Annotated in this window: 22 protein-coding genes; 13 read left to right on the top strand and 9 right to left on the bottom strand. The window is 64.3% G+C overall.

The window, feature by feature from the left end:
* Positions 1–65: 65 nt before the first annotated feature.
* A complete protein-coding gene (locus ABIA40_RS06940; protein WP_026312634.1) occupies positions 66–677 on the top strand; it encodes a PilZ domain-containing protein in 612 nt (203 codons plus the stop codon).
* 330 nt (positions 678–1,007) lie between these two features.
* Complete coding sequence (locus ABIA40_RS06935; RefSeq protein ID WP_271544701.1) at positions 1,008–1,631, top strand: transglutaminase-like cysteine peptidase; 624 nt, start codon at positions 1,008–1,010, stop codon at positions 1,629–1,631.
* 120 nt (positions 1,632–1,751) lie between these two features.
* Here the strand turns inward: ABIA40_RS06935 and ABIA40_RS06930 are convergent, their stop codons facing one another.
* Together ABIA40_RS06930 and ABIA40_RS06925 are read right to left on the bottom strand one after the other, a co-directional pair.
* Positions 1,752–3,512, bottom strand: a complete 1,761-nt coding sequence (locus ABIA40_RS06930) for a CHAD domain-containing protein (RefSeq protein ID WP_404540144.1) — start codon at positions 3,510–3,512, stop codon at positions 1,752–1,754.
* A 179-nt stretch (positions 3,513–3,691) separates the two neighbouring features.
* Positions 3,692–5,239: an FAD-dependent oxidoreductase gene (locus ABIA40_RS06925; protein ID WP_404540141.1), complete on the bottom strand. Its 1,548-nt coding sequence runs from the start codon at positions 5,237–5,239 to the stop codon at positions 3,692–3,694.
* 127 nt (positions 5,240–5,366) lie between these two features.
* Between ABIA40_RS06925 and ABIA40_RS06920 the strand changes: the two genes are divergently transcribed.
* From ABIA40_RS06920 to ABIA40_RS06910, 3 genes are all read left to right on the top strand, one after another.
* Entirely contained in the window at positions 5,367–5,594 is a 228-nt protein-coding gene (locus tag ABIA40_RS06920) for a hypothetical protein (protein WP_036044010.1), read from the top strand.
* A 105-nt stretch (positions 5,595–5,699) separates the two neighbouring features.
* A complete protein-coding gene (locus ABIA40_RS06915; RefSeq protein ID WP_157280639.1) occupies positions 5,700–6,515 on the top strand; it encodes a helix-turn-helix domain-containing protein in 816 nt (271 codons plus the stop codon).
* Between the two features lie 104 nt (positions 6,516–6,619).
* On the top strand, positions 6,620–7,597 hold the full coding sequence (locus ABIA40_RS06910; protein WP_271544704.1) for a tripartite tricarboxylate transporter substrate binding protein: 978 nt from the start codon (positions 6,620–6,622) through the stop codon (positions 7,595–7,597).
* A 40-nt stretch (positions 7,598–7,637) separates the two neighbouring features.
* Here ABIA40_RS06910 and ABIA40_RS06905 read toward each other — a convergent pair whose 3' ends face one another.
* Positions 7,638–8,345, bottom strand: a complete 708-nt coding sequence (locus tag ABIA40_RS06905; RefSeq protein ID WP_404540137.1) for a GntR family transcriptional regulator — start codon at positions 8,343–8,345, stop codon at positions 7,638–7,640.
* 257 nt (positions 8,346–8,602) lie between these two features.
* On the opposite strand from ABIA40_RS06905, the gene ABIA40_RS06900 reads away from it, so the two are divergent.
* The 6 genes from ABIA40_RS06900 to ABIA40_RS06875 all read left to right on the top strand — a co-directional run bounded on the left by ABIA40_RS06900 (position 8,603) and on the right by ABIA40_RS06875 (position 14,186).
* Positions 8,603–9,589, top strand: coding sequence for an ABC transporter ATP-binding protein (locus tag ABIA40_RS06900; RefSeq protein WP_404540134.1), 987 nt, complete (start codon positions 8,603–8,605; stop codon positions 9,587–9,589).
* Between the two features lie 41 nt (positions 9,590–9,630).
* A complete protein-coding gene (locus ABIA40_RS06895; protein WP_036029687.1) occupies positions 9,631–10,920 on the top strand; it encodes a PotD/PotF family extracellular solute-binding protein in 1,290 nt (429 codons plus the stop codon).
* A 5-nt stretch (positions 10,921–10,925) separates the two neighbouring features.
* Complete coding sequence (locus tag ABIA40_RS06890; RefSeq protein WP_157280642.1) at positions 10,926–11,879, top strand: ABC transporter permease; 954 nt, start codon at positions 10,926–10,928, stop codon at positions 11,877–11,879.
* Positions 11,880–11,882: 3 nt separating this feature from the next.
* Positions 11,883–12,761 (top strand): ABC transporter permease, encoded by an 879-nt coding sequence (locus tag ABIA40_RS06885; protein WP_271544712.1) that lies wholly within the window; start codon positions 11,883–11,885, stop codon positions 12,759–12,761.
* A gap of 21 nt (positions 12,762–12,782) precedes the next feature.
* Positions 12,783–13,514, top strand: a complete 732-nt coding sequence (locus ABIA40_RS06880; RefSeq protein ID WP_271544714.1) for an aspartate/glutamate racemase family protein — start codon at positions 12,783–12,785, stop codon at positions 13,512–13,514.
* A 180-nt stretch (positions 13,515–13,694) separates the two neighbouring features.
* Complete coding sequence (locus ABIA40_RS06875) at positions 13,695–14,186, top strand: hypothetical protein (protein WP_271544716.1); 492 nt, start codon at positions 13,695–13,697, stop codon at positions 14,184–14,186.
* A 180-nt stretch (positions 14,187–14,366) separates the two neighbouring features.
* Here ABIA40_RS06875 and ABIA40_RS06870 read toward each other — a convergent pair whose 3' ends face one another.
* The 4 genes from ABIA40_RS06870 to ABIA40_RS06855 all read right to left on the bottom strand — a co-directional run bounded on the left by ABIA40_RS06870 (position 14,367) and on the right by ABIA40_RS06855 (position 17,651).
* Positions 14,367–14,735, bottom strand: a complete 369-nt coding sequence (locus ABIA40_RS06870; RefSeq protein ID WP_404546179.1) for a hypothetical protein — start codon at positions 14,733–14,735, stop codon at positions 14,367–14,369.
* Positions 14,736–14,880: 145 nt separating this feature from the next.
* On the bottom strand, positions 14,881–16,575 hold the full coding sequence (locus ABIA40_RS06865) for a PAS-domain containing protein (protein ID WP_404540128.1): 1,695 nt from the start codon (positions 16,573–16,575) through the stop codon (positions 14,881–14,883).
* Between the two features lie 131 nt (positions 16,576–16,706).
* On the bottom strand, positions 16,707–17,237 hold the full coding sequence (locus tag ABIA40_RS06860) for a gamma carbonic anhydrase family protein (RefSeq protein WP_404540125.1): 531 nt from the start codon (positions 17,235–17,237) through the stop codon (positions 16,707–16,709).
* 84 nt (positions 17,238–17,321) lie between these two features.
* Positions 17,322–17,651 carry a DUF6949 family protein gene (locus ABIA40_RS06855; protein ID WP_157280648.1) on the bottom strand — a complete coding sequence of 110 codons (330 nt, stop codon included), beginning with the start codon at positions 17,649–17,651 and terminating at the stop codon, positions 17,322–17,324.
* 222 nt (positions 17,652–17,873) lie between these two features.
* Here ABIA40_RS06855 and ABIA40_RS06850 point away from each other — a divergent pair, with 222 nt between their 5' ends.
* Complete coding sequence (locus ABIA40_RS06850; protein WP_404540121.1) at positions 17,874–18,581, top strand: hypothetical protein; 708 nt, start codon at positions 17,874–17,876, stop codon at positions 18,579–18,581.
* Between the two features lie 256 nt (positions 18,582–18,837).
* A complete protein-coding gene (locus ABIA40_RS06845; protein WP_404540118.1) occupies positions 18,838–20,661 on the top strand; it encodes a caspase domain-containing protein in 1,824 nt (607 codons plus the stop codon).
* A gap of 284 nt (positions 20,662–20,945) precedes the next feature.
* Here the strand turns inward: ABIA40_RS06845 and ABIA40_RS06840 are convergent, their stop codons facing one another.
* Both ABIA40_RS06840 and cysE read right to left on the bottom strand, forming a co-directional pair.
* Positions 20,946–21,164, bottom strand: coding sequence for a DUF3126 family protein (locus ABIA40_RS06840; RefSeq protein WP_007602550.1), 219 nt, complete (start codon positions 21,162–21,164; stop codon positions 20,946–20,948).
* A 130-nt stretch (positions 21,165–21,294) separates the two neighbouring features.
* Positions 21,295–22,119, bottom strand: a complete 825-nt coding sequence (gene cysE, locus ABIA40_RS06835; RefSeq protein ID WP_145640657.1) for a serine O-acetyltransferase — start codon at positions 22,117–22,119, stop codon at positions 21,295–21,297.
* Positions 22,120–22,163: the final 44 nt, after the last annotated feature.

Here is a 22,163-nt window from a genome sequence, read left to right as displayed (position 1 = left end):
GGCATTAACCCTGTGCACCTTAGGGTCGCAAGGACTCCGCCCGGGCGGGGGGTCGGGTGTTGGAAATGGCGTTGGCGAACAAAAAATTTCTTCCGGCCGCCGAGGAGCGCAGGCGCTTCCAGCGGGTGAAGGTGCACCTGCTCGGCCGCTACATGTTGCCGGACCGCCGGGAATTCCCCTGCCAGGTGATCAACATGTCGCCGGGCGGCCTCGCCTTGCTCGCCCCCGGCATCGGCAATGTCGGCGACCGCGTGGTCGCCTATCTCGACCATATCGGCCGCGTCGAGGGCAAGATCACCCGGATCATCGACAACGGCTTCGCCATGACCATCGGTGCGACGCCGCGCAAGCGCGACAAGCTCGCCGCGCAGCTGACCTGGCTCGCCAACCGCGACATCCTCAATCTGCCGGAGGACCGCCGCCACGACCGTATCGTGCCGCGCAACCCGATCGCGGTGCTGACGCTCGAGGACGGCACCAAGATGACCTGCCGCATCATCGACCTCTCGCTGTCGGGCGCGGCGATCGCTGCCGAGAACCGGCCGCCGCTGAAATCGACGGTTCTGCTCGGCCGGGTCCAGGGCCGCGTGGTCCGAAACCTCGAGGACGGCTTCGCGCTGGAGTTCATGCACGAGCAGCCGGCAGAGACACTCGAAGAGAGCGTTACCGCGCGGTAAAGCGCAAGGACGCGAAAACCTCCATATTTCCAGGCTCGAAGGCGGCTTCCGCGATGCGGACGCCGCCTTTTTCATGTCCAGCGGCGAATGGCCAGCGGTTAACGGAGGGGCTGCAGATAAGCGCAAACAACGCTCCTCCCAGCGCTTCCGCGTTAATAGATAAAATTTGAATCAATTGCAGTCATATCCAATTTTACGCGAATTCTATTCAAGTATAGATCGAATTCGCCGCGCCTTTTACTTGCATTCGTCTCGACTTGACTTGGTCGACTTAGCGGCAACTCAAAAGCTCCGTGCGAAATGTGGTCCCAACAAGAAACGGGGGCCGCAATGTTTGACTTCAGGGGACGGGGGAAGGGACTGGCGCTGGCCGCCATGCTCTTCGGGATCAGCGCGGCAGCGCAGGCCGGCGAAGGCCGTCTGCTCTACGCGAGCCTCGGCGACACCACGCGTGCGCCGATAGGCTGGGTCGAGTTCTGCGCGGACAATGCTGCCCAGTGCCAGGGCGCACCGCTGCAGCCGCGCGACATCGTGATGTCGCAGGCCGCATGGCGCGACCTCATCAAGGTCAATCGCTGGGTCAACGAGACCGTCAAGCCTCTGACCGACCAGGAGCACTGGGGCGTGATCGAGAAGTGGTCGCTGCCGTCAGACGGTTACGGCGACTGTGAAGACTACGTGCTGTTGAAGCGCAAGATGCTGATGGATGCCGGCTGGCCGCGCCAGGCCCTGCTCATCACCGTGGTGCGCGACAAGAAGGGCGAAGGCCACGCGGTGCTGACGGTGAAGACCGACAAGGGCGAGTTCATTCTCGACAATCAGAACGAGAACGTCCTCGCCTGGACGGAGACCGGCTACCGCTTCGTCAAGCGCCAGTCGCAGAGCGATCCCAACGTCTGGGTCTCGCTGGGCGATACCAAGCCGGCGGTCTCCACCGCCAGCGCCAAAGATTAGTAGGAACGAGACAACAGGTTACGCGACCCGGTCACATCCCCACCCCTCCCCGTCCCAGACCGGTTCGCGCGCGCCCAGCCATCCCCCAATGGCTGGGCGCAACTTTTTGGGAAAGCGCGATCAGCTCTGCTCGCCTTGGCGCGACCAGGGCACGCGTGCGGCGGCAAAATCCCGCCAGCTATCCTGCAAGCCCTGCTGCATGCCGATCGATGCCCGCGCCTGCCAGCCGGCGATCGCGGCCGCCGCAATGGCGCTGTCGCGATCGTCAGTGCCGAGCCCGTCGAGCAACGAGGCCGTCACCGCCATGTCGTTGAAGACGCCGAGCTCCTCCTGCAAGCCGGCGACCCGGCGCGCGAATTTTCGTGCGGACTTGCGATCCTCGTACAGCGGCAGCAGGAACTCGCTGAGATAGCGCAGCCGCTTGGTGGCGAGCCGCACGCGGTGCAGCTCGTCGACCGTCAGCGACTTGAAGCGGCGACCGCGCTTGAGTGCCTTCGCATACTGCTCCGACAAGACGCGCTCGGCGAAATTGACGGCGGGCTCCGCGAGCCGGCCGAGATCTTGCGCCGCAACGCCGTTACGCCAGCCACGCGTCTCGATCCAACCGCCAAGACTGATCAGGAAGAGCGCGCAGCGGCGATCATCGAGCGCGTGGCGGGCGCTGCGATAAGCTTCCGCCTGACGCTGAGCCGCGGCCCGCCCAAGCGCATCGAAACCCGCGACCGACGGACAAGCTTTTGCGATCGCCGGCAAGGTGGCGAGCTGGAACACGTCCCAGTCGCGCGCGGCAGACAGGCCTTGCGCCAGCCATTTGGCCTCCGAGCGCAGCGCCTCGAGGTTGCTGAGCGCGCCGACCGATCGCATCAAGTCGAGCGCGGATCGCAGCCGGCGCAGCGAGACGCGCAGCTGATGCACGCCTTCCGGATTGCGGCCGTCCTCGGCCGCCGGCAGCGATTGCAGCAGGTGAAGGAAGCAGGCGCGCAGGATGGTCGCGAAGGCTTCGTCGAGCGTCACGGAGGGATCGAGACGAAGCTTGCGCGGCCGGCGAGCCGACGGCGGCAGGTCCGCGGCAAGATCGAATCCGCGCGCGGACTTGCTGCGGATGGACGGCTTCACCGTTCCGTGCTCCGCAAGGCGCAGCGCGATCTCGTAGATCGCGCTCGCGCTGCCGCTCTTCAGCTCCAGCTCGATCTCGCTGACAGGAACCGACCGGTCGCCGGCCATCAGCTCACCCTGGTCGAAGGCGACCTCGACCGTGCCGGACGGCAGGTCGACGATGCGCGTGTGCCGATGCACATCGGCCGTGAACACCGCTTCAAGCGGCTGCGCGTCGAGCTGGCCGCGAAGCTTCTCCGGAATGAACGGCATCGCCAAGGCGAGATCGGGCGCAAGCGACGGCACGCTTGCTTCCCATTCGCCGCGACGCAACGGATCGTCCGCAACCTCGGTCTTCACGGTCTGCACGAAACGCGTGCCGCTCTGGCGGACGCGCAAGCTCAGGCCGGCACGACGAAGCGCCCGCTCGGGCGTGTCGTAGTAGACGGATTTGAGACGTTTGCGCGTGCCCTTGTTGCGTGCGTTCGCCGCGATCACGGGCGCCGCGCCGAAATGCGCCATGCGATCGGCACCGACGAGCAGCTTGAGCTCGATTTCGGCGGCGGGAGATGCGGGCTGGGTCGGGCTCGGCGCGGGCGTCACGTCCTGCGATGGCGTCTGCTCAAGGGGAGCGCGCTCCTCGACCGTCGCGGGTTCCACGCTGACCTCCTCGCGTTGCCCCGGGAAGCCGGTGAGGAGCTGCGTTCTCTTGGTGTTCCCAACAGCAGTATTGGCTTCCGGCGCGCCCGGAGTCTTGCGAGCCGGCGCAGCATCTGACTTTAGCATTTGCGGTAACATGACAGTTCGATGACAAGGCGACAGGATATAGCCGGTACAGCCTGCGAGGACTAGTCACATCAGATCGCCGTGCGATCATGATTCACACGTAACGCGTCACACAAAAGGTGCCAGCCGTCAGCGCAAACCCCTTCAACGCCTGACCACGACGCGCCGAGGGATGCCGCTCATTCTGCCGCTTCAAGATTGGCCGGCTTTTCAGCCCCGCCGAGCGGGGAAACCGCCGGGCCGTTGAGCGCGGTGCCATCGGGTGCAAACTGCGATCCGTGACACGGGCAGTCCCAGCACTGTTCGAGTGAGTTCCAGTGCACGACGCAGCCCAAATGGGTGCAGCTCGCCGAATGCAAATGCAAATGTCCGCTTCGGTCCCGGCACGCCGCGATCTTCTTCAGGCCACTTCGGAAGAGGCGCCCCTCGCCGGGCCGCAGTTGTTCAGCGCTCGCGATTTCACTTGCGGTGAGATACTCCGCGAAATTCTTGATAGGGGTGATGTTCTCGCTGATGAACTCGCCGATGTTCCTTTGAATCTTCCGTGACGGAGCGTAGACGTCCTCCCAGGGACTGGCGCCGCTGGTGATGAGATCCGCGATCAGCATGCCCGCCACGAGCCCGTTCGTGATCCCCTGCCCGGAATCGCCGCTGACAACGAATACATGCTCCTCGTCGGGGCTGCGACCGATGAAGCCGGCGAAATCGACCGGCTCCAGCACCTGACCCGACCACCGATAGGTGACCTCGCGCAAATCCGGCAATCGCTCGCGCGCCCAGCGCTCAAGAGCGTCAAGGCGTTGTGCACCATCATTTGCCTCACCCGACTTGTGATCTTCGCCGCCGATGATCACGATGTCCTCGTCGGCAGACAACGGTTGGAGGCGGACATAATGATAAGGATCGAGCGTATCCCAATAGAGCGCATCCTCCACGGCGCCCGCGGCAATCTTCGCGGCGAGCGCATAAGTGCGGTAAGGCGCCTGCTTGGCGTGGATCGCCACCTGAACATTGACGGGCGAGTTGGTCGCAACCACCACGTCGGCGGCGTGAACCTCGTAGCCTGAGGCGGTGGTGACGACCATGCTACCCTGGCGTTGCTGGATGCTCTCGACGCAGGTGTCGGCATAGAGCTGGGCGCCCCGGCGCTGCAGTGCGCTCGCCAGACCGGCGAGATATTTAGTCGGATGCAGGCGCGCCTGGCGCGGAAAGCGCAGCGAACGCGTCTGCCTCCCGTCATGGAACGGTGTCGGCTCAATGCGATTTTCGACGGGGATCTGCAGCTTGCGACAGCAGCCCAATTCACTATCCAGTTCGGATGCGGACGTTTCGGGTGCCTGTACCCAGTAGCCATCGACGCGTTTAAAATCGCAATCGATGTGCTCGGCGCCCTGGATGGCCTCGACGCAATCGATCGCGGTAGCGACGCTCTGATAGTAACGCCGCGCACAGTCAGGGCCGCGGACTCGCACGAACGCATCGTAACCATCATCGAGCGCGGTCGCCAGATGCGCCGTGGTGCGCGCCGTCATCCCGCTGCCGATGCGGCCGCGATCGATCACTGCGACCGAACGTCCATGGCAAGCAAGCTCATATGCGACCGAAAGCCCGGCTATTCCGGAGCCGACCACGGCAACGTCCACGCCGACCGTACGCGACAGCACCGGAGCTTCGGCGACAGATACGTCCATCCAGAGGGACCGAGTGTGCTCATCCAATACGTTCATGGCGCTACTCCTCGGAAGAAGAAAACCATGCAGCAGAATGACGGTTCCTATGTGCGCTGCCGAACGAAACGTCGATGAGATGGCCGCATTCATTAGGAACCTTCATCGTGCTCGCGCTTGAACCGGCATGAAAAGTCCATCACCGGGGATGCGCAGGGCGCTGCGCCAGGCGCGATTGTACGGGCACCTGCTCGTCCGCAACGACAGGCTGTATCACCCGGGCGGCAATCATCCGATCTGCTCGATACAGCTTGCACGAGAGATGGTCAGGTCAGGATGGATGACCAAGCACGACGGCGAATACGAGATCACGGCAGAGGGGCAGCTTGCCGCCGAAAGCGAACTCGGTCGCTGAGGAGCCGATGCGGCACCGTCCAATTCCCGGCCGGGGAGTCGGGCCTGTTGACTGTTCCGGCGATTGCATCATTGACTAGCGGCACGGTCCTCACAAAGAGCTGCCATGCCTTCGTTCCGTCCCGTTATCGCGTTGTCGAGAGGCCTCGAGGTCCTGCGCGTCATCAACCAGGAACGGCAATCGACCGTAGGCTCGCTGCACAAGGCGACGGGCCTCAACAAGGCAACAATCGTCCGCATGCTCGAAACGCTGGAGCATGAAGGATATGTGGTGCGGCGCGCCGAGCCGCCCAGCTATGCCCCAACCGGACGGGCGCTCCTGCTCAGCGCAGGCTACGACGAACCCAATTGGATCGGCGGTATCGCCGAACCGATGCTCAACAAGTTTCGCCAGCAGATTCAGTGGCCCTCGGACGTGGCCGTGCTCGACCAGGAATCCATGGTGATCGCGCACACGACCCGGATCGGCGGCTCGCTGCTGTTCCACCGTCCCCCGGGTTTTCGTTTTCCAGTGCTGGGCACCTCGATGGGGCGCGCCTATTTGGCGTTTTGCGAGCCGGCCGAGCAGGAGCGCATCGCGGCGCGCCTTGCCCTCAGCCCGGAGCCCTGGAACGACCTCGCCCGCAATCCCGCCAAACTCACGAAGGTGCTGCGCGCGATCCGGAAAGCCGGATTCGCAGTGATGGACGAGAGCTACAGCCGCCGCATCTTCGGCGGCGCCGTCTGGGCGATCGGCGTTCCCGTCGCTGTTCCGAACCGCCTGTTCGCAAGCATGAACGTGATGATGCTGCGCGAGGCCGTCAGCACCGAGGAAGGTCTCCGGCGCTTCGTGCCTCAGATGAAGAAAGTCGCCTCCGCACTGGCCGAGACGCTCAGCGCCAGGCTTGCTGCGGCAGGCCCGTCCGCGGCCGCCAAGAGGTAGCCATTTCACACAATGAAATGTTGTTTCTATTTGACTCTGCTCGTGTGACATCTCTGCCCGGCGTCCCAAGGGCGCCCAAAGACGCAACAAAACGGGAGGGGCAAGTGAAGACAATCGTCGCAATGCTGGGCGCTGCAATTGCAGGCCTGGTGCTGGCCACGGCTGACGGGGCTGCGGCCGAAGCCTGGCCGACCAAAGCAATCAAGATCGTCGTCTCGACGCCCGCCGGCGGCATCACCGATGCGTTCGCCCGCGCCTATGGCGATTATATCTCTCAGAAGCTCGGACAGCCGGTCGTCATCGAAAACAAGACGGGAGCGAGCGGCGCGCTGGCAGCCCAATCGGTCAAGGATTCGCCGGCGGACGGCCATACGCTGATGTACACGATCTCGTCCACGCTGCTCGGAAACCGGCTGCTGCTGAAGTCGCTCGCCTACGATCCGGACAAGGATTTCACGATCGTCGCGATGACGCCATCGGGTCATCTGCCGCTGGTCGTCCATTCCGCCACCGGTGCAAAGTCCATCGAAGATTTCGTCGCCTATGCGCGCCGCAACAAGGTCACGGCCGGCTCGTATGGGATCGGTTCGTTCGCGCACATCGCGATCGCCGAACTCAACCGCCAATATGGCCTCGACATCTCCATCGTGCATTACCGCGGCGAAGCGCCGATGTGGCAGGACCTGGCGGCCGGCGTCATCCAGGCCGCGACCGGCAGCTACCAAGCCGCGCTTCCGGTCCTTGATACCGGCGTCGGCCGCGCGATCGCTGTTCCGTCACTGGTTCGCATGAAGAAGCTGCCGGACACCAAGACGTTCACCGAGCAGGGGGTCACCGGCAAGGTCTTCCAGCTGACCAGCTTCACGACCCTGGTGGCGCCCGCTGCGACGCCGACCGATCGGATCGAGCTGCTGGCCAAGCTGATGGTCGAAGGCGGCAAGACCGAGCGTGTCCAGAAGCTGCTGGAGGCCTTCGGGGTCGATGCGCCGGCAATGGACCGCGCATCCTCGGTCGCCCTCTACGAAAAAGAAGGGCCGGTCTGGCTGGAGTCGATCAAGAATCTCGGATTGGAGCCACAATAGCGTCCGGACCCGCCGATCCCGTGCGCTGGCGACGCCCTTCTCACGTCCCCAGCACGTCCGCCAGCCGCAGTTCGTCGGCGGCGGGATCCTTCAGGAACAGCTCCGCCTCGATCTCGTTCAGGTGCGACAGCATCAAGGCGCCTGCGCGCGCCTTGTCGCGCTTGCGGATCGCGGCGGCGATCCCGGCGTGATGATCGGTGCCGCAGGCGGGCGTGTCGTGACGGCGGTAGAGCAGGATGATGAGCGAGGAGCGCGCGATCAGCTCCTTCAGGAAGCCGAGATAGATGCTGTGGCCGCTCATCTCGGCGACGAGACGATGAAACTCGCCGGAGAGCCGCACCGAGGCGCGGGCATCGCCGCGCAACTCGGCCTCGCGTTCTTCCGTGAGATGGTGCTGCAGGCGATCGAGCCAGGCCGGCGAGACCGCGTCAATGGCGCGGTCCACGATGTTGGGCTCGATCAGGCGCCGCGCCTCGAACACCTCGCGGGCATCAGCCGGCGTCGGGCGCGCAACGAAAGCGCCGCGATTCTTCTCGATGTTGACGATGCCCTCATACGCAAGCTGCTGCAGCGCTGAGCGCACCAGCGTCCGGCTCGCGCCGTAGATGTCGCCGATCTCGTCCTCCCCGAGCTTGGTGCCGGGCAGCAGACGATGCTCGAGGATCGCGGCGGTCACACCCTCCCGGATACGGCTGACGCGATCGCTCGCGTCTGGCGCATCGGGTTTCTGGCGGGTCTTGGCGGCCATGATTGTGAGGCTCGATCGACGAACGTTCGGCCTGCAATGTTAGTCGACGAGCTGTATCCAATCACAGGCGAAACTTTATACAATCTTCGCCCGTTTTGTGTGCAGTTGGCTGCACAGGTGACGGCCGGACAAATTGGGCCGGAATCGATCTAACGAACTGACTCCGCTGCACAGTTTTTGAAATTCGCACCGTCGCGGGCTGTTGGCACGGACCTTGCGGAGAGAGGCGGGACGCAACGCCCCTCCTCGGACACGCCATGGCCATTCCCGCCGCTCTCGAACTGGTCGCCGTCACCAAGCGCTACGACGCCACGCTGGCCGTCGACAACGTCAACCTGAAGATCCCGGCCGGCACCTATTGCTGCCTGCTCGGTCCCTCCGGCTGCGGCAAGACCTCGACGCTGCGCATGATCGCAGGTCACGAGGCGGTCAGCGAAGGCGACATCATCCTCGGTGCGCAGAACGTCACCGACCTCGAGCCCGCCAAGCGCGGCACCGCGATGATGTTCCAGTCCTACGCGCTGTTTCCGCACCTCTCCGTGCTCGACAACGTCGCCTTCGCCCTGAAGATGCGCGGCATCGACAAGCCGACGCGGCACAAGCGCGCCGGCGAATTGCTCGAGCTGGTCGCGATGAGCCAATATGCAGGCCGTCTTTCGGCGCAGCTCTCCGGCGGCCAGCAGCAGCGCGTCGCGCTCGCGCGCGCGCTGATCACCGAGCCGCAGATCCTCCTGCTCGACGAGCCGCTCTCGGCGCTCGATCCGTTCCTGCGCGTCAAGATGCGCGGCGAGCTGAAGCGGCTGCAGCGCGAGCTCGGCATCAGCTTCATCCAGGTCACCCACGGCCAGGAAGAGGCGATGGCCCTCGCCGACCACATCGTGGTGATGAACCACGGCAAGATCGAGCAGCAGGGCACGGCGCGCGACATCTTCCATCGTCCCCGCACCGAATTCGTGGCCCGATTCATCGGCGGCCATAACGTGCTCAGCGACGCCGGCAATCTCATCGCCGTTCGCGCCGATCAGCTCGGCATCGTGCCGTTCGTCGACGGCGCCTTCGGCGCGCCGGCGCTGCTGACCCAGACCGAGTATCAGGGCTCCTACATCGCCGTCTCGCTCACGCTCGACGACGGCACCGCCCTGTTCTCCCACGTTCCCGAGTCCACCTTCGACGTGCATCCGTTCCGTCCGGGCGATCGCGTGCTGGCGACCTGGGATCCCGCCAAGGCGCAACGCCTGCAATAGCACCCTTCACCACGGAAATGCGCAACAGAGGAGTGAGCGAAATGACCGAGACGACCAGGAAGACCGGCGTCAGCCGCCGCACGCTATTGAAGGGCACCGCGGGTCTCGCCGGCCTCGCCGCCGGCTCCGGCGCGATCACCGGCTTTCCTTACGTGAAGTCGGCCGATGCGAAGGTGCTGCGCTATCTCGGCACGGCCGTGAACGAGGGCGACGACATCGCCAAGCAGTGCCTGAAGGACACCGGCATCAAGATCGAATACATCACCGCAACCACCGACGACGTCACCAAGCGCGTGATGACCCAGCCGAATTCCTTCGACGTGCTGGATACCGAATATTTCTCGCTGAAGAAGCTTGTGCCGTCGGGCAACATCCTTGCGCTCGACGCCAAGAAGATCAAGGAGTTCGGCAACATCACGCCTGTCTTCACCAAGGGCGAGACGCCCGGCGGCAAGAAGATCGGCGGCCAGGGCACCGCGCCCTGGAAGGTGCTCTATCTGGAAGGCAAGGACTCCAAGAAGTTCGCGACGTCGGCGACCGAATTCGTCACGCTGATCCCGACCGTCTACAACGCCGACACGCTCGGCATCCGCCCCGACCTGATCAAGCGTCCGATCACTACCTGGGCCGAGCTGCTCAACCCCGAGTTCAAGGGCAAGGCTTCGATCCTCAACATCCCCTCGATCGGCATCATGGATGCCGCGATGGTCGTGGAAGCCTCCGGCAAGTACAAATATGCCGACAAGGGCAACATGACCAAGGAAGAGATCGATCTCACCATGAAGGTGATGACCGAGGCCAAGAAGGCCGGCCAGTTCCGCGCCTTCTGGAAGGACTTCAACGAGAGCGTCAACCTGATGGCCTCGGGCGAGACCGTGATTCAGTCGATGTGGTCGCCGGCGGTGACCAAGGTGCGCTCGATGGGCATCCCCTGCACCTTCCAGCCGCTGAAGGAAGGCTACCGGTCCTGGGCTTCCGGCTTCTGCGTGTCCAAGGGCGTCTCGGGTGCCAAGCTCGAATGGGCCTATGAATTCGTGAACTGGTTCCTGTCGGGTTTTGCCGGCGCCTATCTCAACCGCCAGGGCTATTACTCCGCCGTGCTCTCCACCGCGAAGGCGCACATGGAGCCCTACGAATGGGCCTACTGGATGGAAGGCAAGCCGGCCGAGAAGGACATCAAGGCGCCCGACGGCTCGCTGCTGGAAAAGGCCGGCGCGGTGCGTGACGGCGGCTCCTACGAGGATCGCATGGGCGGGGTCGCGTGCTGGAACGCCGTGATGGATGAGAACGACTACATGGTCCGCAAGTGGAACGAGTTCATCGCGGCGTAACGGACATGTCGGAAGAAGTCCTGCAACAGGCAGCCCCGGGCTTGATCCCGGGGTCGGGCACAGCGCGCGCCGCAAAGCCGACGCGCCTGTCGCCGTCCTTCATCTCCTGGCTCCAGGCCGGGCCGATGATGCTGGTGTTTCTCGCGTTCTTCCTCATTCCGCTCGTCTTCGTCGTCATCGTCTCGTTCTGGGACTACAACGAATACCAGCTGCTGCCGGCTTTCTCCGGCCGCGGCTACACCGACACGTTCGAGGGCTGCATCGCGCAGCTCCCTGAGCTCTGCACCATCGCCAAGACCTATCTGAAGACGCTGAAGCTCTGCTTCCTGGTCTGGGCCATCACCCTCTTCATCGGCTTCTGGGTCGCCTACTTCCTCGCCTTCCACGTCAAGTCCAAGACCTGGCAGATGGGCTTGTCGCTGCTCTGCACGATCCCGTTCTGGACCTCCAACGTGATCCGCATGATCGCCTGGATCCCGCTGCTCGGGCGCAACGGCCTGGTGAACACCGGCCTGATGAAGACGGGACTGATCAACCATCCGATCGAATGGCTGCTGTTCTCCGAATTCTCCGTCGTGCTGGCGCTGGTGCACCTCTTCACCTTCTTCATGGTGGTGCCGATCTTCAACTCGATGGTGCGCATCGACAAGTCGCTGATCGAGGCCGCCTATGATGCCGGCGCCAGCGGCTTCCAGACCCTCGTCAACGTCATCATTCCGCTGGCCAAGCCCGGCATCGTGATCGGCTCGATCTTCGTCATCACCATCGTGATGGGCGACTTCATCACCATCGGCGTGATGGGCGGCCAGCAGATCGCCGCCGCCGGCAAGATCATCGAGACGCGGGTCAACGCGCTGCAATTCCCCGCCGCCGCGGCCAATGCCGTGATCCTGCTCGCAATCACCTTCCTGATCATCACCATGATGTCGCGCATCGTCGACATCAAGAAGGAGCTCTAGAGCATGAAGGAAGGACGCCCGCGCTCGTTCTACGTGCTCGCGATCTTCTTCGCGGCCTATGTGCTGTTTCTCTACGGGCCGATGATCGCGATCTACGTGCTGTCGTTCCAGGGGCCGCAGGGCGGCCTCACCTTCCCGATGAACGGCGTGTCGACCTTCTGGATCGCGAAACTGTTCCAGGGCACCGGCATCGTCGATCTCGGTGCCGCCTTCCGCCGCTCGCTGCTGCTTGGCATCGTCGTGATGATCGTCACCGTCGTGCTGTCGGTCGCCGCCGGCATGGCATTCCGGCGCAAGTTCAAGGCGCAGAGCATCCTGTTCTACTCGGCGATCGCCAGCCTCATCGTGCCCTCGATCATCACCTCGCTCGGCATCTCGCTCGAGTTCCGAATCATCGACGACCTGATCAAGGCGCATTGGAACGAGAATTTCGAGACCTCGATGGGCCTGCTCACGTCCGGGCTCGGCGCGCACCTGACCTGGACGCTGCCGTTCGGGCTGCTCATCATGTTCGCGATCTTCAACCGCTTTGATCCGCGGCTGGAAGAGGCCGCGCGCGATCTCGGTGCGACACCGTGGCAGACGTTCCGCTATGTCGTGCTGCCGATCATCCTGCCCTCGGTGATCGGCATCGGCCTGTTCGGCTTCACGCTGTCCTGGGACGAGCTCGCACGCTCCAGCCAGGCGATCGGCGCGGTGAACACGTTGCCGCTGGATCTTCAAGGCCTCACCACCACCGTGACCAACCCCGACATCTACGCGCTCGGCACCGTGATCTCGGCAGTCTCGTTCACGGTCATCACGCTTGCGCTCGGCACCATTCACGTGCTCAACAAGCGGCAGGCGGCCAAGGGCTCGGACGCCGGCAAGGGACTCGTCTGAGATAAGGACTCGTCTGTTCTGATGCGGCTTCACGTCGTCAATCCCAACACAACCGCGTCGATGACGGCGAAGATCGCCGCTGCCGCGCGCAGCGTTGCCCTCGCGGGCACCGTGATCGATGCGCGTCAGCCGGCGATGGGCCCGGTCTCGATCGAGGGATTTTACGACGAAGCTTTCGCGGTGCCCGGCATGCTCGGCTGCATCCGCGAGGCCGATCGCGACGGCGCGGACGCACACATCATCGCCTGCTTCGACGACACCGGCTTGGATGCCGCGCGCGCCGCCGCCAAAGCGCCTGTGATCGGCATCGGCGAGGCCGGCTTCCACCTCGCGAGCCTGATCGCCGCTCGTTTTGCCGTGGTGACCACGCTCGGCGTCTCCATCGTTCCGATCGAGCACAATCTGCGCAAGTACGGCCTGGCCGAACGCTGCGTCCGCGTCCGTGCCGCCGAGGTCCCAGTGCTGGCGCTGGAAGAGCGCAACAATGATGCGCTCGGCAAGATCTCGGCGGAGATCACCGCCGCCATCCGTGACGATCGCGCCGAGGCCATCGTGCTCGGCTGCGCCGGCATGGCCGATCTCGCAGGCGAACTCGCCGCCACGCACGGCCTGCCCGTGGTCGACGGCGTCGCGGCCGCGGTGACGCTGGCGGAATCACTCGTGCGACTTGGACTGAAGACCTCCCGGCTCGGGCCCTATGCGGCACCGCGCGCAAAGAGCTATTCCGGGCCGTTCTCGCAATTTCAGCCTTGAGCCCTGCCCCCCGCGCTGCGCTCCGGGGCTGCAAGGGCCGCTGATCACTGGCTTTTTGCCGCTCAGCCTCTTTTTGGTCCCATTCCTTGCCGAAACGTAAGGCTTTCGGGACGCCCCGGTGACCCCTCTGGGTTGCCGGTCTTCGCCACTCACCAAGTTTCAATTTGGGTTTTGTCAGCGATGATCGATCTCGCCCAGGACAGGCCGTCCAACACCCTCCTTCGCCTTGGCGCCCAGCCGATCGCGCTGACTGCTGCAGCCCTCCTGCTGCTGATCGCCGGCGTGACGTCGATCGCAATCTGGCGGGCCTATACCGGCGCCGCCCCCGAGAGCGACCGGGTGGTGGCCTCGCGGCAGCTTCAGGCCCGCGCCGCCCAGGCCTCCGAGCAGCTGGTCGAGAAGACCAAGGGGCTGGAGGCGACCCAGCAGGAATCGATCGACCAGCTCCAGGTGGTGCAGGACCAGCTTCAGACGATGAAGCGGCTGCTGGCGGCGCAACAGGCCGACACCAAGCGCCTGTCCGAGCAAGTCACGGCCTTGAACGAATCCATCGACGGCCTGCGGCAGTCCTTTGCCAGTGCACGGGCGACCGAGGTCGAGACGCCCACGGTTACCCGCAGGAAACCGGCGCGCCGCGTCCACGCCAGCGCACGCAAGCGCTCGGGCGGCTGAGCCGGTCACGGTGCGGGAACTTTATTTTCGCCACTTGTGAACTGGATCACATTCGCCGGTATGATTCCGCGCGATGCTCGCCGTTACCGGATGGCGTGAGCCGATTTCAATATCCGGGGCTGGCAAGGTCGTTGACGGTATACTGCGTCAACGACCTTGTTTTTTAACAGCTATTCCGCCTCACTCGCAGACGTCGACCTGGCGGTAGCGCCATCCCGACGGGGTCATGACGCGCTTGCGCGCGACGTAGCAGCCGCCATAACCGTCGTTGTAGCCGGCGCCATAATAGGTGGGGCCGCCGTAGTAGGGGTAGCCGTAATAACCGCCGTAGTAGCCGGCGCCGGCGAGACCTACCCCGATCCCGACCCCTGGCCAGAAGCCGCCGCCATGCCAATGACGGTGCCCCCAGCCATGGAAGCCGCCACCATGGAAGCCGCCGCCGTGAAAGCCTCCACCACGTCCGAAACCGCCGCCCGCCTCGGCCTTTTGTGGCGCCGACAGCCCGACCGCCGCCACGGCCAGCGCCGCCATCATCATCCTGCGTAACATCACTCGATCCTCCGCGCGGAGGTCGCTCCACGCTTCAAAGCAGGACCAAGCTACCGTCAGTCGGCCATTCGTGACAGCCACGCTGTCTCACTTCCGCGCGAGCATCGGCGGCAGATGCTCTTCATTGTCCTACCTTGCCCGTCCACTACGCGGCAGCACCCATCTCCGCCCCGAGATCCTCGACCATGGTCACGAAGATATGCGAATCCTCTCCGTCGCCGCCGATTTGAAGGCGCCGCCACGACACCTTGCGCCGGCCGCGGATCGGGTTGTTGATCGTATCGGTGATGGGCTCGAGTTGCTGCTGCTGGGCGAGCAGCTGCTTGTCGCGCCGCTCGATCAGATCGGCAGTTTCCCTGGAGAACAGTTCGCGCGCGGTCTTGCCGACGATTTCGGCGCGCGACATGCCGATCTGCTTCTCGGCAGCCTTGTTGATGAACAGATAGCGCAGGTTGCGCGCATCCTTGGCGATGATGCCTTCGGTCACGTTCTCGACGACGATGGCGAGCAGGCGCTCCATGCGCTCGTGCATGCGCTCGCGCTGACGCTGTTCGGTGATGTCCTCCTGCACCGACACCCAGCCGCCGCCGTCCATCGGGCGCTCGTAGATCTTGATGACGCGGCCGTCGTTCAAGGCAAGCTCGTAGGCCGTCGGTTCGCGCCTGGCGATCCGGTCGAGCACCGCCGCGACATATTTCGCGACGTCGCCGCTGAACAATCCGCTCTTGACCCTGTGCTCGAGGATCTCCTCCAAGGTCGAGCCGGTCTGGATCGTCTCCGGCAGATCGTACATCTTCCGGTAATTGGCATTCATCGCGACCACATTGGCCTTGCCGTCGAGCATGATCAGCCCCTGCGGCATGTTGTTGATCGCCGCCGAAAGCTGCCACTTCTTGGCCTGGTACTTGTCGTTGAACTTGTCGCGCTCGGTCATCGCCGCGTCGCGCGCCTGCGCGGTGCCGAGCTCGAGCTCCTCGAGCTCGAAGATGCGCGCCACCGCGTCACGGAAATTCTGCACCGCGCGCGCAAGGCGCCCGATCTCGTCGTGACGGCGCAGATGCGGCACCTCGCTCTTGACGTCGCCCTGCGCGATCCGGTCGGTCGCCTGCGTGATATCGGCGAGGGCGCCGACCACCGAGTTCCGCATGACGACGACGTTCAACGCCGCGAGCATCAGCGCCACGAGCCCCAGCGCGAACAGATAGGCGGCTGCGTAACGGTGGCTGTCGGCGAGCTCGTCCGCCTCGCGGGCGCGCTGTTCGTAGATGCGCTCGAGCGCTTCGAGATCGCTGTTGAGCTTGCTGCGCAAGGTGCGGTTGGCGTCGTTGTCGCCCCACTCGCGGGCCGCGGCCGGGCTGATCTCGACGCCGCGGCGCACCAGCTCCTTGCGGAAGTCGATGAACTGCTGGATGCGCTGGCGGAAGGACGAGAACAGCTCGGCGTCGTCGTCGCGCACCGTGCGCTCCATGCTCTTCACGGCCTCGGCGAGCTCGCGGTTGCGCCGCACCAGCCCATCCGCGAACTGCTTCATCGCGGCACGATCGGCGGACATGTAGATGCCGCGCGATTCCATCACGACGGCGTAGATCAGGGCGTTGATGCGCCCGACGCCGACCGCCGCGTCGGCGGAGGTGGCATGCAGGTGGCGATACGTCGTCTGCAGGCGCACCGACTGGACCGACATCACCAGCAGGAACGTGGTGACGATCGCGAGAAAGGCGGCGATGCTGTAGACCTTCTCCGCGACGGTCAGCGTATCGACGCCGCGCACGAAACGGACCAATTTCTTCAAGAATTTGGTTCCGGCACTGAAGCCGGATTCCAGCGCCGCAGCGTTCATCGCGCCGCTCCTCCTGGTTGAAAACGCTGGATGATAAGCGTGATCGCGCTAGCAGAGGATTAAAGCGCCAACCTGTATTTTTACGGTCGAGCCGTGGCCGGGCTGGGGAGAAGCGCGGCCGGGCGGGCCGGTCAGTCGATCCGCTTCAGGCCCTGCTTGAAGCGCGGACCGTTGGCTACGTAGAACCGGGCCGCGCTCCCCATCTTCTGCACCTGGGCGTCGTCGAGCGTGCGGATCACGCGGGCGGGCGAGCCGATGATCAGCGAGCGTTCGGGGAACTCCTTGCCCTCGGTGATGACGGAGCCGGCGCCGACGATGCTGTTGCGGCCGATCTTTGCCCCGTTCATCACGATCGAGCCCATGCCGATCAGCGCGCCCTCCTCGATGGTGCAGCCGTGCAGGATGACGTTGTGGCCGACCGTGCAGTTCTTGCCGATGACCAGCGGAAAGCCGAGATCGGTGTGGCAGGTCGAGCCGTCCTGCACATTGGCGCCCTCGCCGACCTCGATCCACTCATTGTCGCCGCGCAGCACCGCGCCGAACCAGACGCTCGCGCCCGGCTTCAGGCGCACCCGGCCGATCACGGTCGCGGTCTCGGCGATGAAATAATTGCCGTCGGCGGGAAGGTCGGGCGCCTGCCCGTCGAGCTCGTAGATGGCCATGGGGGTCTCCTGTCGCGTTGACGAGTGGCATAGCCAAACAGCAGCCGCGACGCAAAGGGCCGGCCGCGCTCGAGGCGCTTCGGATCAGACCAGAAGGCCGGCGGCGCGCAGCGTCATCAGGAAGAAGGTGCCGCTCATCATGCTCCAGAACCCGGCGATGACGGTTGCCATCATCACGAATTCGACGCGGCGGCTTTCCACCCGCACGCCGCGCAGCGTGTTGCGCATGATGATGAAGGGCGCGGCGAACACCAGGAAGGGAACCGCCGCGAAGGTTTTCGGGGCCACGCCGTCCTGCAGCAGGCCGAAGCCGGCGGGCCGCTGCGCCAGCGCCTGGTATCCGTTCACGAGCGCGCCCGCGAGCGCGAAACCGATGCCGATCGAGAAGAAGGTGTTGAGAGCTTCAGGTGTCATCGGAAGTGCTCCGCCCTTACGCAACGCGCGTGCCTTCCTGTGACAAACAGAGCCCGTTAACGCTACATTATCCTTAAGGAAAGGTTAACGCGGCCGGGCGTCCGGTGCAGGGGCGTCCCCGATCCAAGCAGCCGGGAACGCTGCGCGAGAGCGCCGTCGCATGGCATATTCGCCGCTGATTCGTCGGCCATCGGCCGACCTCCGGTCGACCTCGCGCAATTCATGACATTGTTCTCGGCAGCTCCCCTCAGGTCCCCCCGCCCGCGCACTCGGGCGCATGTCGTCCCGATCGTGCTCGGCGGCGCGGCGGCGATCGCAGCTGTCGCGCTTGTCGCCTATCTGCTGTGGCCGACCTGGGGCAGCCGGGGCGCGAACGCGCCGGACAAGCTGCCGGTGAGCGTCGGCGGCACGTTGTTCAACCTGCCGGTGACCGCGATCCGGATGAAGATCCAGCGGCACTCGGGGCCGCAGGAGCGCATCGATCTCGACTTCCTCTATCCGTCGCTGGAGCCGCCGGGCGCGCCCAAGCACGTCACCTCCGACACGGCGGAAGCGGCGCTGCAGTCGATCGACCGCATCTTCCTGTCGATCGCGGCCCATCACGATGCGCTCTCGCCCGAGCAGCGCACGGCCATGATCTATCCGCGCTACCTCGACCAGGCAGCAGTGATGCCGGCGGACGGCCTGACGATGCGGATGTTCCGAAGCGATACGCCCTACGGCAGCGAGGACCTCTATTCGGCTGCGAGCCCGGCGCTGACCGCGCGCTGCACGCGCGATGCCGCCACCCCGGGCATGTGCCTCTCCGAGCGCCGCGTCGGCGGCGCCGACCTCACCTTCCGCTTTCCACGCAGCTGGCTGTCGCAGTGGCGCGAAGTGGCAGAGGCGATGGAGAGGCTGACCGCGCAGCTGCGCGGGCCGCGGGGCTGAGCGGGGTCGGCTGGAGCCTCCAAAAACAAAACGTCGAAAACAACCCCATGCACAGTAGCCAAGCGTTGGCAGCATCGAGTCTTTTCGTTTTTTTCGAATAATGATTGACCCATCGGGCCAAAACAGGGCATGATGGCCGCGATGCGTGGCACGGGGTTGCCCGGAGGGCGCATGGATGTGTGACTGATATCACTGAGCACAGATTGCGATTGGCCATGCTGCGAATAATCTGACGCTATTGCATTCGGGGGCTGGAATGCGGCTTCGGCTGTTTGTTTTGTTGATTGTTGCGAGCTGGGTCGGAGCCGGACCGGCGCTGGCTGAGAAGCGCGTCGCGCTGGTGATGGGCAACTCGGCCTACAAGAACGTGGCGCGGCTGGCGAACCCCGCGAACGATGCCACCCTGGTCGGCGGCATGTTCAGGAAGGCCGGGTTCGATACCGTCGACATCAAGCTCGACCTCAACGGTTCGGAGATGCGCCGGGCGCTGCGTGACTTCGGCGGCAAGGCGCGGGATGCTGGGGTCGCGGTGGTTTATTACGCCGGTCATGGCATTGAACTGGACGGCGTCAACTACCTGATCCCGACCGACGCGACGCTTGAGACCGACAGCGACGTGCTGGACGAAACGATCGCGCTGGACCGCGCGCTGTTCGCGGTCGAACCTGCAAAGCAGCTGCGCCTGATCATCCTCGATGCCTGTCGCGACAACCCGTTTGCCAAGACGATGAAGCGTACCATCGCCTCGCGTGCCATCGGCCGCGGCCTCGCCAAGGTCGAGCCAACCAGCCCGAATACGATGATCGCGTTCGCGGCGAAAGCGGGCTCGACGGCGTCCGACGGCGACTCCAAGAACAGCCCGTTCGCGGCGGCTCTCGTCGAACGTCTGCCGACGCCCGGGCTCGATCTGCGCAAGGCGTTCGGCTTCGTGCGCGACGACGTGCTCAAGAATACCGGCTACAAGCAGGAGCCGTTTGTGTACGGCTCGCTCGGCGGCGACGACGTGGCCCTGGTTCCGGCGAAGCCGGTCGCAGCGCCGGGCCCGCAAGCCAATCCTGACAGCGAAATCCGGCGCGACTACGAACTGGCGCTCCAGCTCGGCACGCGCGACGTTTGGACCGCGTTCCTCAATCGTTATCCCAGCGGCTTCTATACCGATCTCGCCAAGGCTCAACTCAACCGGATTTCTGCCGAAGACGCCCGCGCTGCAGCGGCGGAGAAGGCGCGGGCGGCCGAGGAGGAGAAGGCAAAGCTTGCCGCCGAACGGGCCAAGAGGGCCGAGCAGGAGAAAGCCGCAGCAGCGGCCAAGGCTGCCGAAGATGCTCGGATCGCCGCGGAGAAGGCCAATCGGATCGAAGAGGCCAAGGCGGCCGCCGCCGAGCAGCGCAGGAAAGACGCAGAAGCAGCCGCCAAGGCGCTGGCCGACAAGCAGGCTGCCGAGAAGGCGCTGGCCGAGAGGATCGCCAGCGAAAAAGCAGCGGCTGAGCTAGCCGCCAAAGAGAAGGCTCAGCGTGACGCTGAGCAGAAGGTCGCGGCCCTGGCCCCTGCTCAATCGGCGCCGAGTCTGTCGCCGCAGGAGACGGCCAAACTCGTGCAGTCAGAACTCCGTCGAGTCGGATGCCTCGCGAGCAATGCGGACGGCGACTGGAATGCGAACTCGCAGCGTTCGCTCACCCTCTTCAACAAATATGCCGGCACGAAGTTCGACGCCAAATTCGCGAGCTTCGAAGCGCTCGATGTCATCAAGGCCAAGCCGGGGCGCGTCTGCCCGCTGGTGTGCAATCACGGCTTCAAGGCGGACGGCGATACTTGCGTGAAGATCACCTGCCGCGCCGGCTTCCGCGTCAACGACGACAATCAATGCGAGAAGGTGCAGGACAAGAAGCCGATCGCGACCCGTGAAGATGCCCAAAAGCGAGACACGGAGCGCAAGCAAACCGAAGCTGCACCCGCGAAGCCGCAGTCGTCTGGTCAAATGGTCTGTTCCAGTGGAATCTGTCGTCCAGTTCGGTCAGGCTGTCGCCTTGAATCAAAAAGCACTACCGGCGGCTACAGTATAAACGTCGAAGTCTGCAATTGAAGGCGCGTGCCAGGATTCCTTGCTGCGGAAGAATTCCTGGATTGCTTCGCTTCGCTCGCAATGACGATGGGGAGAGCGCGCGCCTCGATCTCGATGCGTGCCCCGGACGCAGCGCAGCGTCACTTCGACGGTGCGCTGCTGAGCCGGGGTCCATGTCGGAGAGATGGGGTGTGTGGCTTCTGGGTTCCGGCTCTGCACTGCAACGCTAAGCAGCGTTGCAGTGCGTCCGGGACACGCGCGCGACCGAAGGCTCCGCTTCGCTCGCAACGACGGCATGACAACAATTATTCCTGATCGACCAGGTCGTCCTCGAGGATCGCCATCTGGAACTGGAACGAGCGATCGTCGTCCTCGTCGTCGACGAAGAGCACGCCGATGAATTCCTCGCCGATATAGACCTCGGCGGAATCGTCCTTCTTCGGCCGCGGCACGACGCGGATCTTGGGATTGCCGAATACGCGCTTCAAATATGCGTCGAGTTTTCTGACTTCTTTGACGTCCACGGCAAGTCTCCGATCGAAAATGGTCGGCGGGTTTTAGGACGAGATGCGGCGAACCGCCAGCACGAATTGTCAAAGAATTTAGGAACGAAAAGGGCCGGAAAATCCGGCCCTTCGCAGCATCAAGGCCTTCTCAGAGCCCCATCGCGTTGATCATCTGGTCCATGGTGCGCGACGGCTCGGCGCAGCCGGCTTCGCCGACGATCTTGGCCGGAACGCCCGCAACCGTGACGTTGTGCGGCACCGGCTTGACCACGACCGAGCCGGCGGCGATGCGCGCGCAATGGCCGATCTCGATATTGCCAAGGATTTTTGCGCCGGCGCCGATCAGCACGCCGTGGCGAATCTTCGGGTGACGATCCTCGTTCTCTTTGCCGGTGCCCCCTAACGTGACGCCGTGCAGGATCGAGACGTCGTCCTCGATCACAGCCGTCTCGCCGCAGACGAAGCCGGTGGCGTGGTCGAGGAAGATGCCGCGGCCGATGCGCGCGGCGGGATTGATGTCGGTCTGGAACACCGCCGACGACCGGCTCTGAAGGTAATAGGCGAAATCCTTGCGGCCCTTCAGATAGAGCCAGTGCGCGAGGCGATGGGTCTGGATGGCATGAAAGCCCTTGAAGTAGAGCAAGGGATCGATGAAGCGCGAGGTCGCGGGATCGCGATCGTAGACGGCGACGAGGTCGGCGCGGAAGGCGTTGCCGAGATCGGGGTCGTCGCGCAGCGCCTCGATATAGGCCTGGCGCACGAGGTCGCCCGACAGCGCGGAATGATCGAGCCGGTCGGCGACGCGGTGGACCACCGAATCCTCCAGCCGGCCGTGATGCAGCACCGCCGAATAGATGAAGGTCGCAAGCTCCGGCTCGCGGCGGACGATGTCCTCCGCTTCGCTGCGGATCCGGTCCCAGATCGGATCGAGCGATGCGAGCTTTCCTCCCGGATTGACCTGATGCACTGCCATGGGATCTGCTCTTTCGAATTGGCTGATTTTGTTGGCTCTATAGC

It is taken from the genome of Bradyrhizobium sp. USDA 223, from assembly GCF_044909005.1.
GTDB classification, from domain to species: Bacteria; Pseudomonadota; Alphaproteobacteria; order Rhizobiales; family Xanthobacteraceae; genus Bradyrhizobium; species Bradyrhizobium yuanmingense.
The sequence above is the reverse complement of the archived record's forward strand: the minus strand, read 5'-3'. Positions and strand labels throughout refer to the sequence as shown.

Coding starts and splice junctions, on each gene's coding strand:
- ABIA40_RS06940 (WP_026312634.1), top strand. CDS start 66: ATGGCGTTGGCGAACAAAAAATTTCTTCCGGCCGCCGAGGAGCGCAGG.
- ABIA40_RS06935 (WP_271544701.1), top strand. CDS start 1,008: ATGTTTGACTTCAGGGGACGGGGGAAGGGACTGGCGCTGGCCGCCATG.
- ABIA40_RS06930 (WP_404540144.1), bottom strand. CDS start 3,512: ATGCTAAAGTCAGATGCTGCGCCGGCTCGCAAGACTCCGGGCGCGCCG.
- ABIA40_RS06925 (WP_404540141.1), bottom strand. CDS start 5,239: ATGAACGTATTGGATGAGCACACTCGGTCCCTCTGGATGGACGTATCT.
- ABIA40_RS06920 (WP_036044010.1), top strand. CDS start 5,367: ATGAAAAGTCCATCACCGGGGATGCGCAGGGCGCTGCGCCAGGCGCGA.
- ABIA40_RS06915 (WP_157280639.1), top strand. CDS start 5,700: ATGCCTTCGTTCCGTCCCGTTATCGCGTTGTCGAGAGGCCTCGAGGTC.
- ABIA40_RS06905 (WP_404540137.1), bottom strand. CDS start 8,345: ATGGCCGCCAAGACCCGCCAGAAACCCGATGCGCCAGACGCGAGCGAT.
- ABIA40_RS06900 (WP_404540134.1), top strand. CDS start 8,603: ATGGCCATTCCCGCCGCTCTCGAACTGGTCGCCGTCACCAAGCGCTAC.
- ABIA40_RS06895 (WP_036029687.1), top strand. CDS start 9,631: ATGACCGAGACGACCAGGAAGACCGGCGTCAGCCGCCGCACGCTATTG.
- ABIA40_RS06890 (WP_157280642.1), top strand. CDS start 10,926: ATGTCGGAAGAAGTCCTGCAACAGGCAGCCCCGGGCTTGATCCCGGGG.
- ABIA40_RS06885 (WP_271544712.1), top strand. CDS start 11,883: ATGAAGGAAGGACGCCCGCGCTCGTTCTACGTGCTCGCGATCTTCTTC.
- ABIA40_RS06880 (WP_271544714.1), top strand. CDS start 12,783: ATGCGGCTTCACGTCGTCAATCCCAACACAACCGCGTCGATGACGGCG.
- ABIA40_RS06875 (WP_271544716.1), top strand. CDS start 13,695: ATGATCGATCTCGCCCAGGACAGGCCGTCCAACACCCTCCTTCGCCTT.
- ABIA40_RS06870 (WP_404546179.1), bottom strand. CDS start 14,735: ATGTTACGCAGGATGATGATGGCGGCGCTGGCCGTGGCGGCGGTCGGG.
- ABIA40_RS06865 (WP_404540128.1), bottom strand. CDS start 16,575: ATGAACGCTGCGGCGCTGGAATCCGGCTTCAGTGCCGGAACCAAATTC.
- ABIA40_RS06860 (WP_404540125.1), bottom strand. CDS start 17,237: ATGGCCATCTACGAGCTCGACGGGCAGGCGCCCGACCTTCCCGCCGAC.
- ABIA40_RS06855 (WP_157280648.1), bottom strand. CDS start 17,651: ATGACACCTGAAGCTCTCAACACCTTCTTCTCGATCGGCATCGGTTTC.
- ABIA40_RS06850 (WP_404540121.1), top strand. CDS start 17,874: ATGACATTGTTCTCGGCAGCTCCCCTCAGGTCCCCCCGCCCGCGCACT.
- ABIA40_RS06845 (WP_404540118.1), top strand. CDS start 18,838: ATGCGGCTTCGGCTGTTTGTTTTGTTGATTGTTGCGAGCTGGGTCGGA.
- cysE (WP_145640657.1), bottom strand. CDS start 22,119: ATGGCAGTGCATCAGGTCAATCCGGGAGGAAAGCTCGCATCGCTCGAT.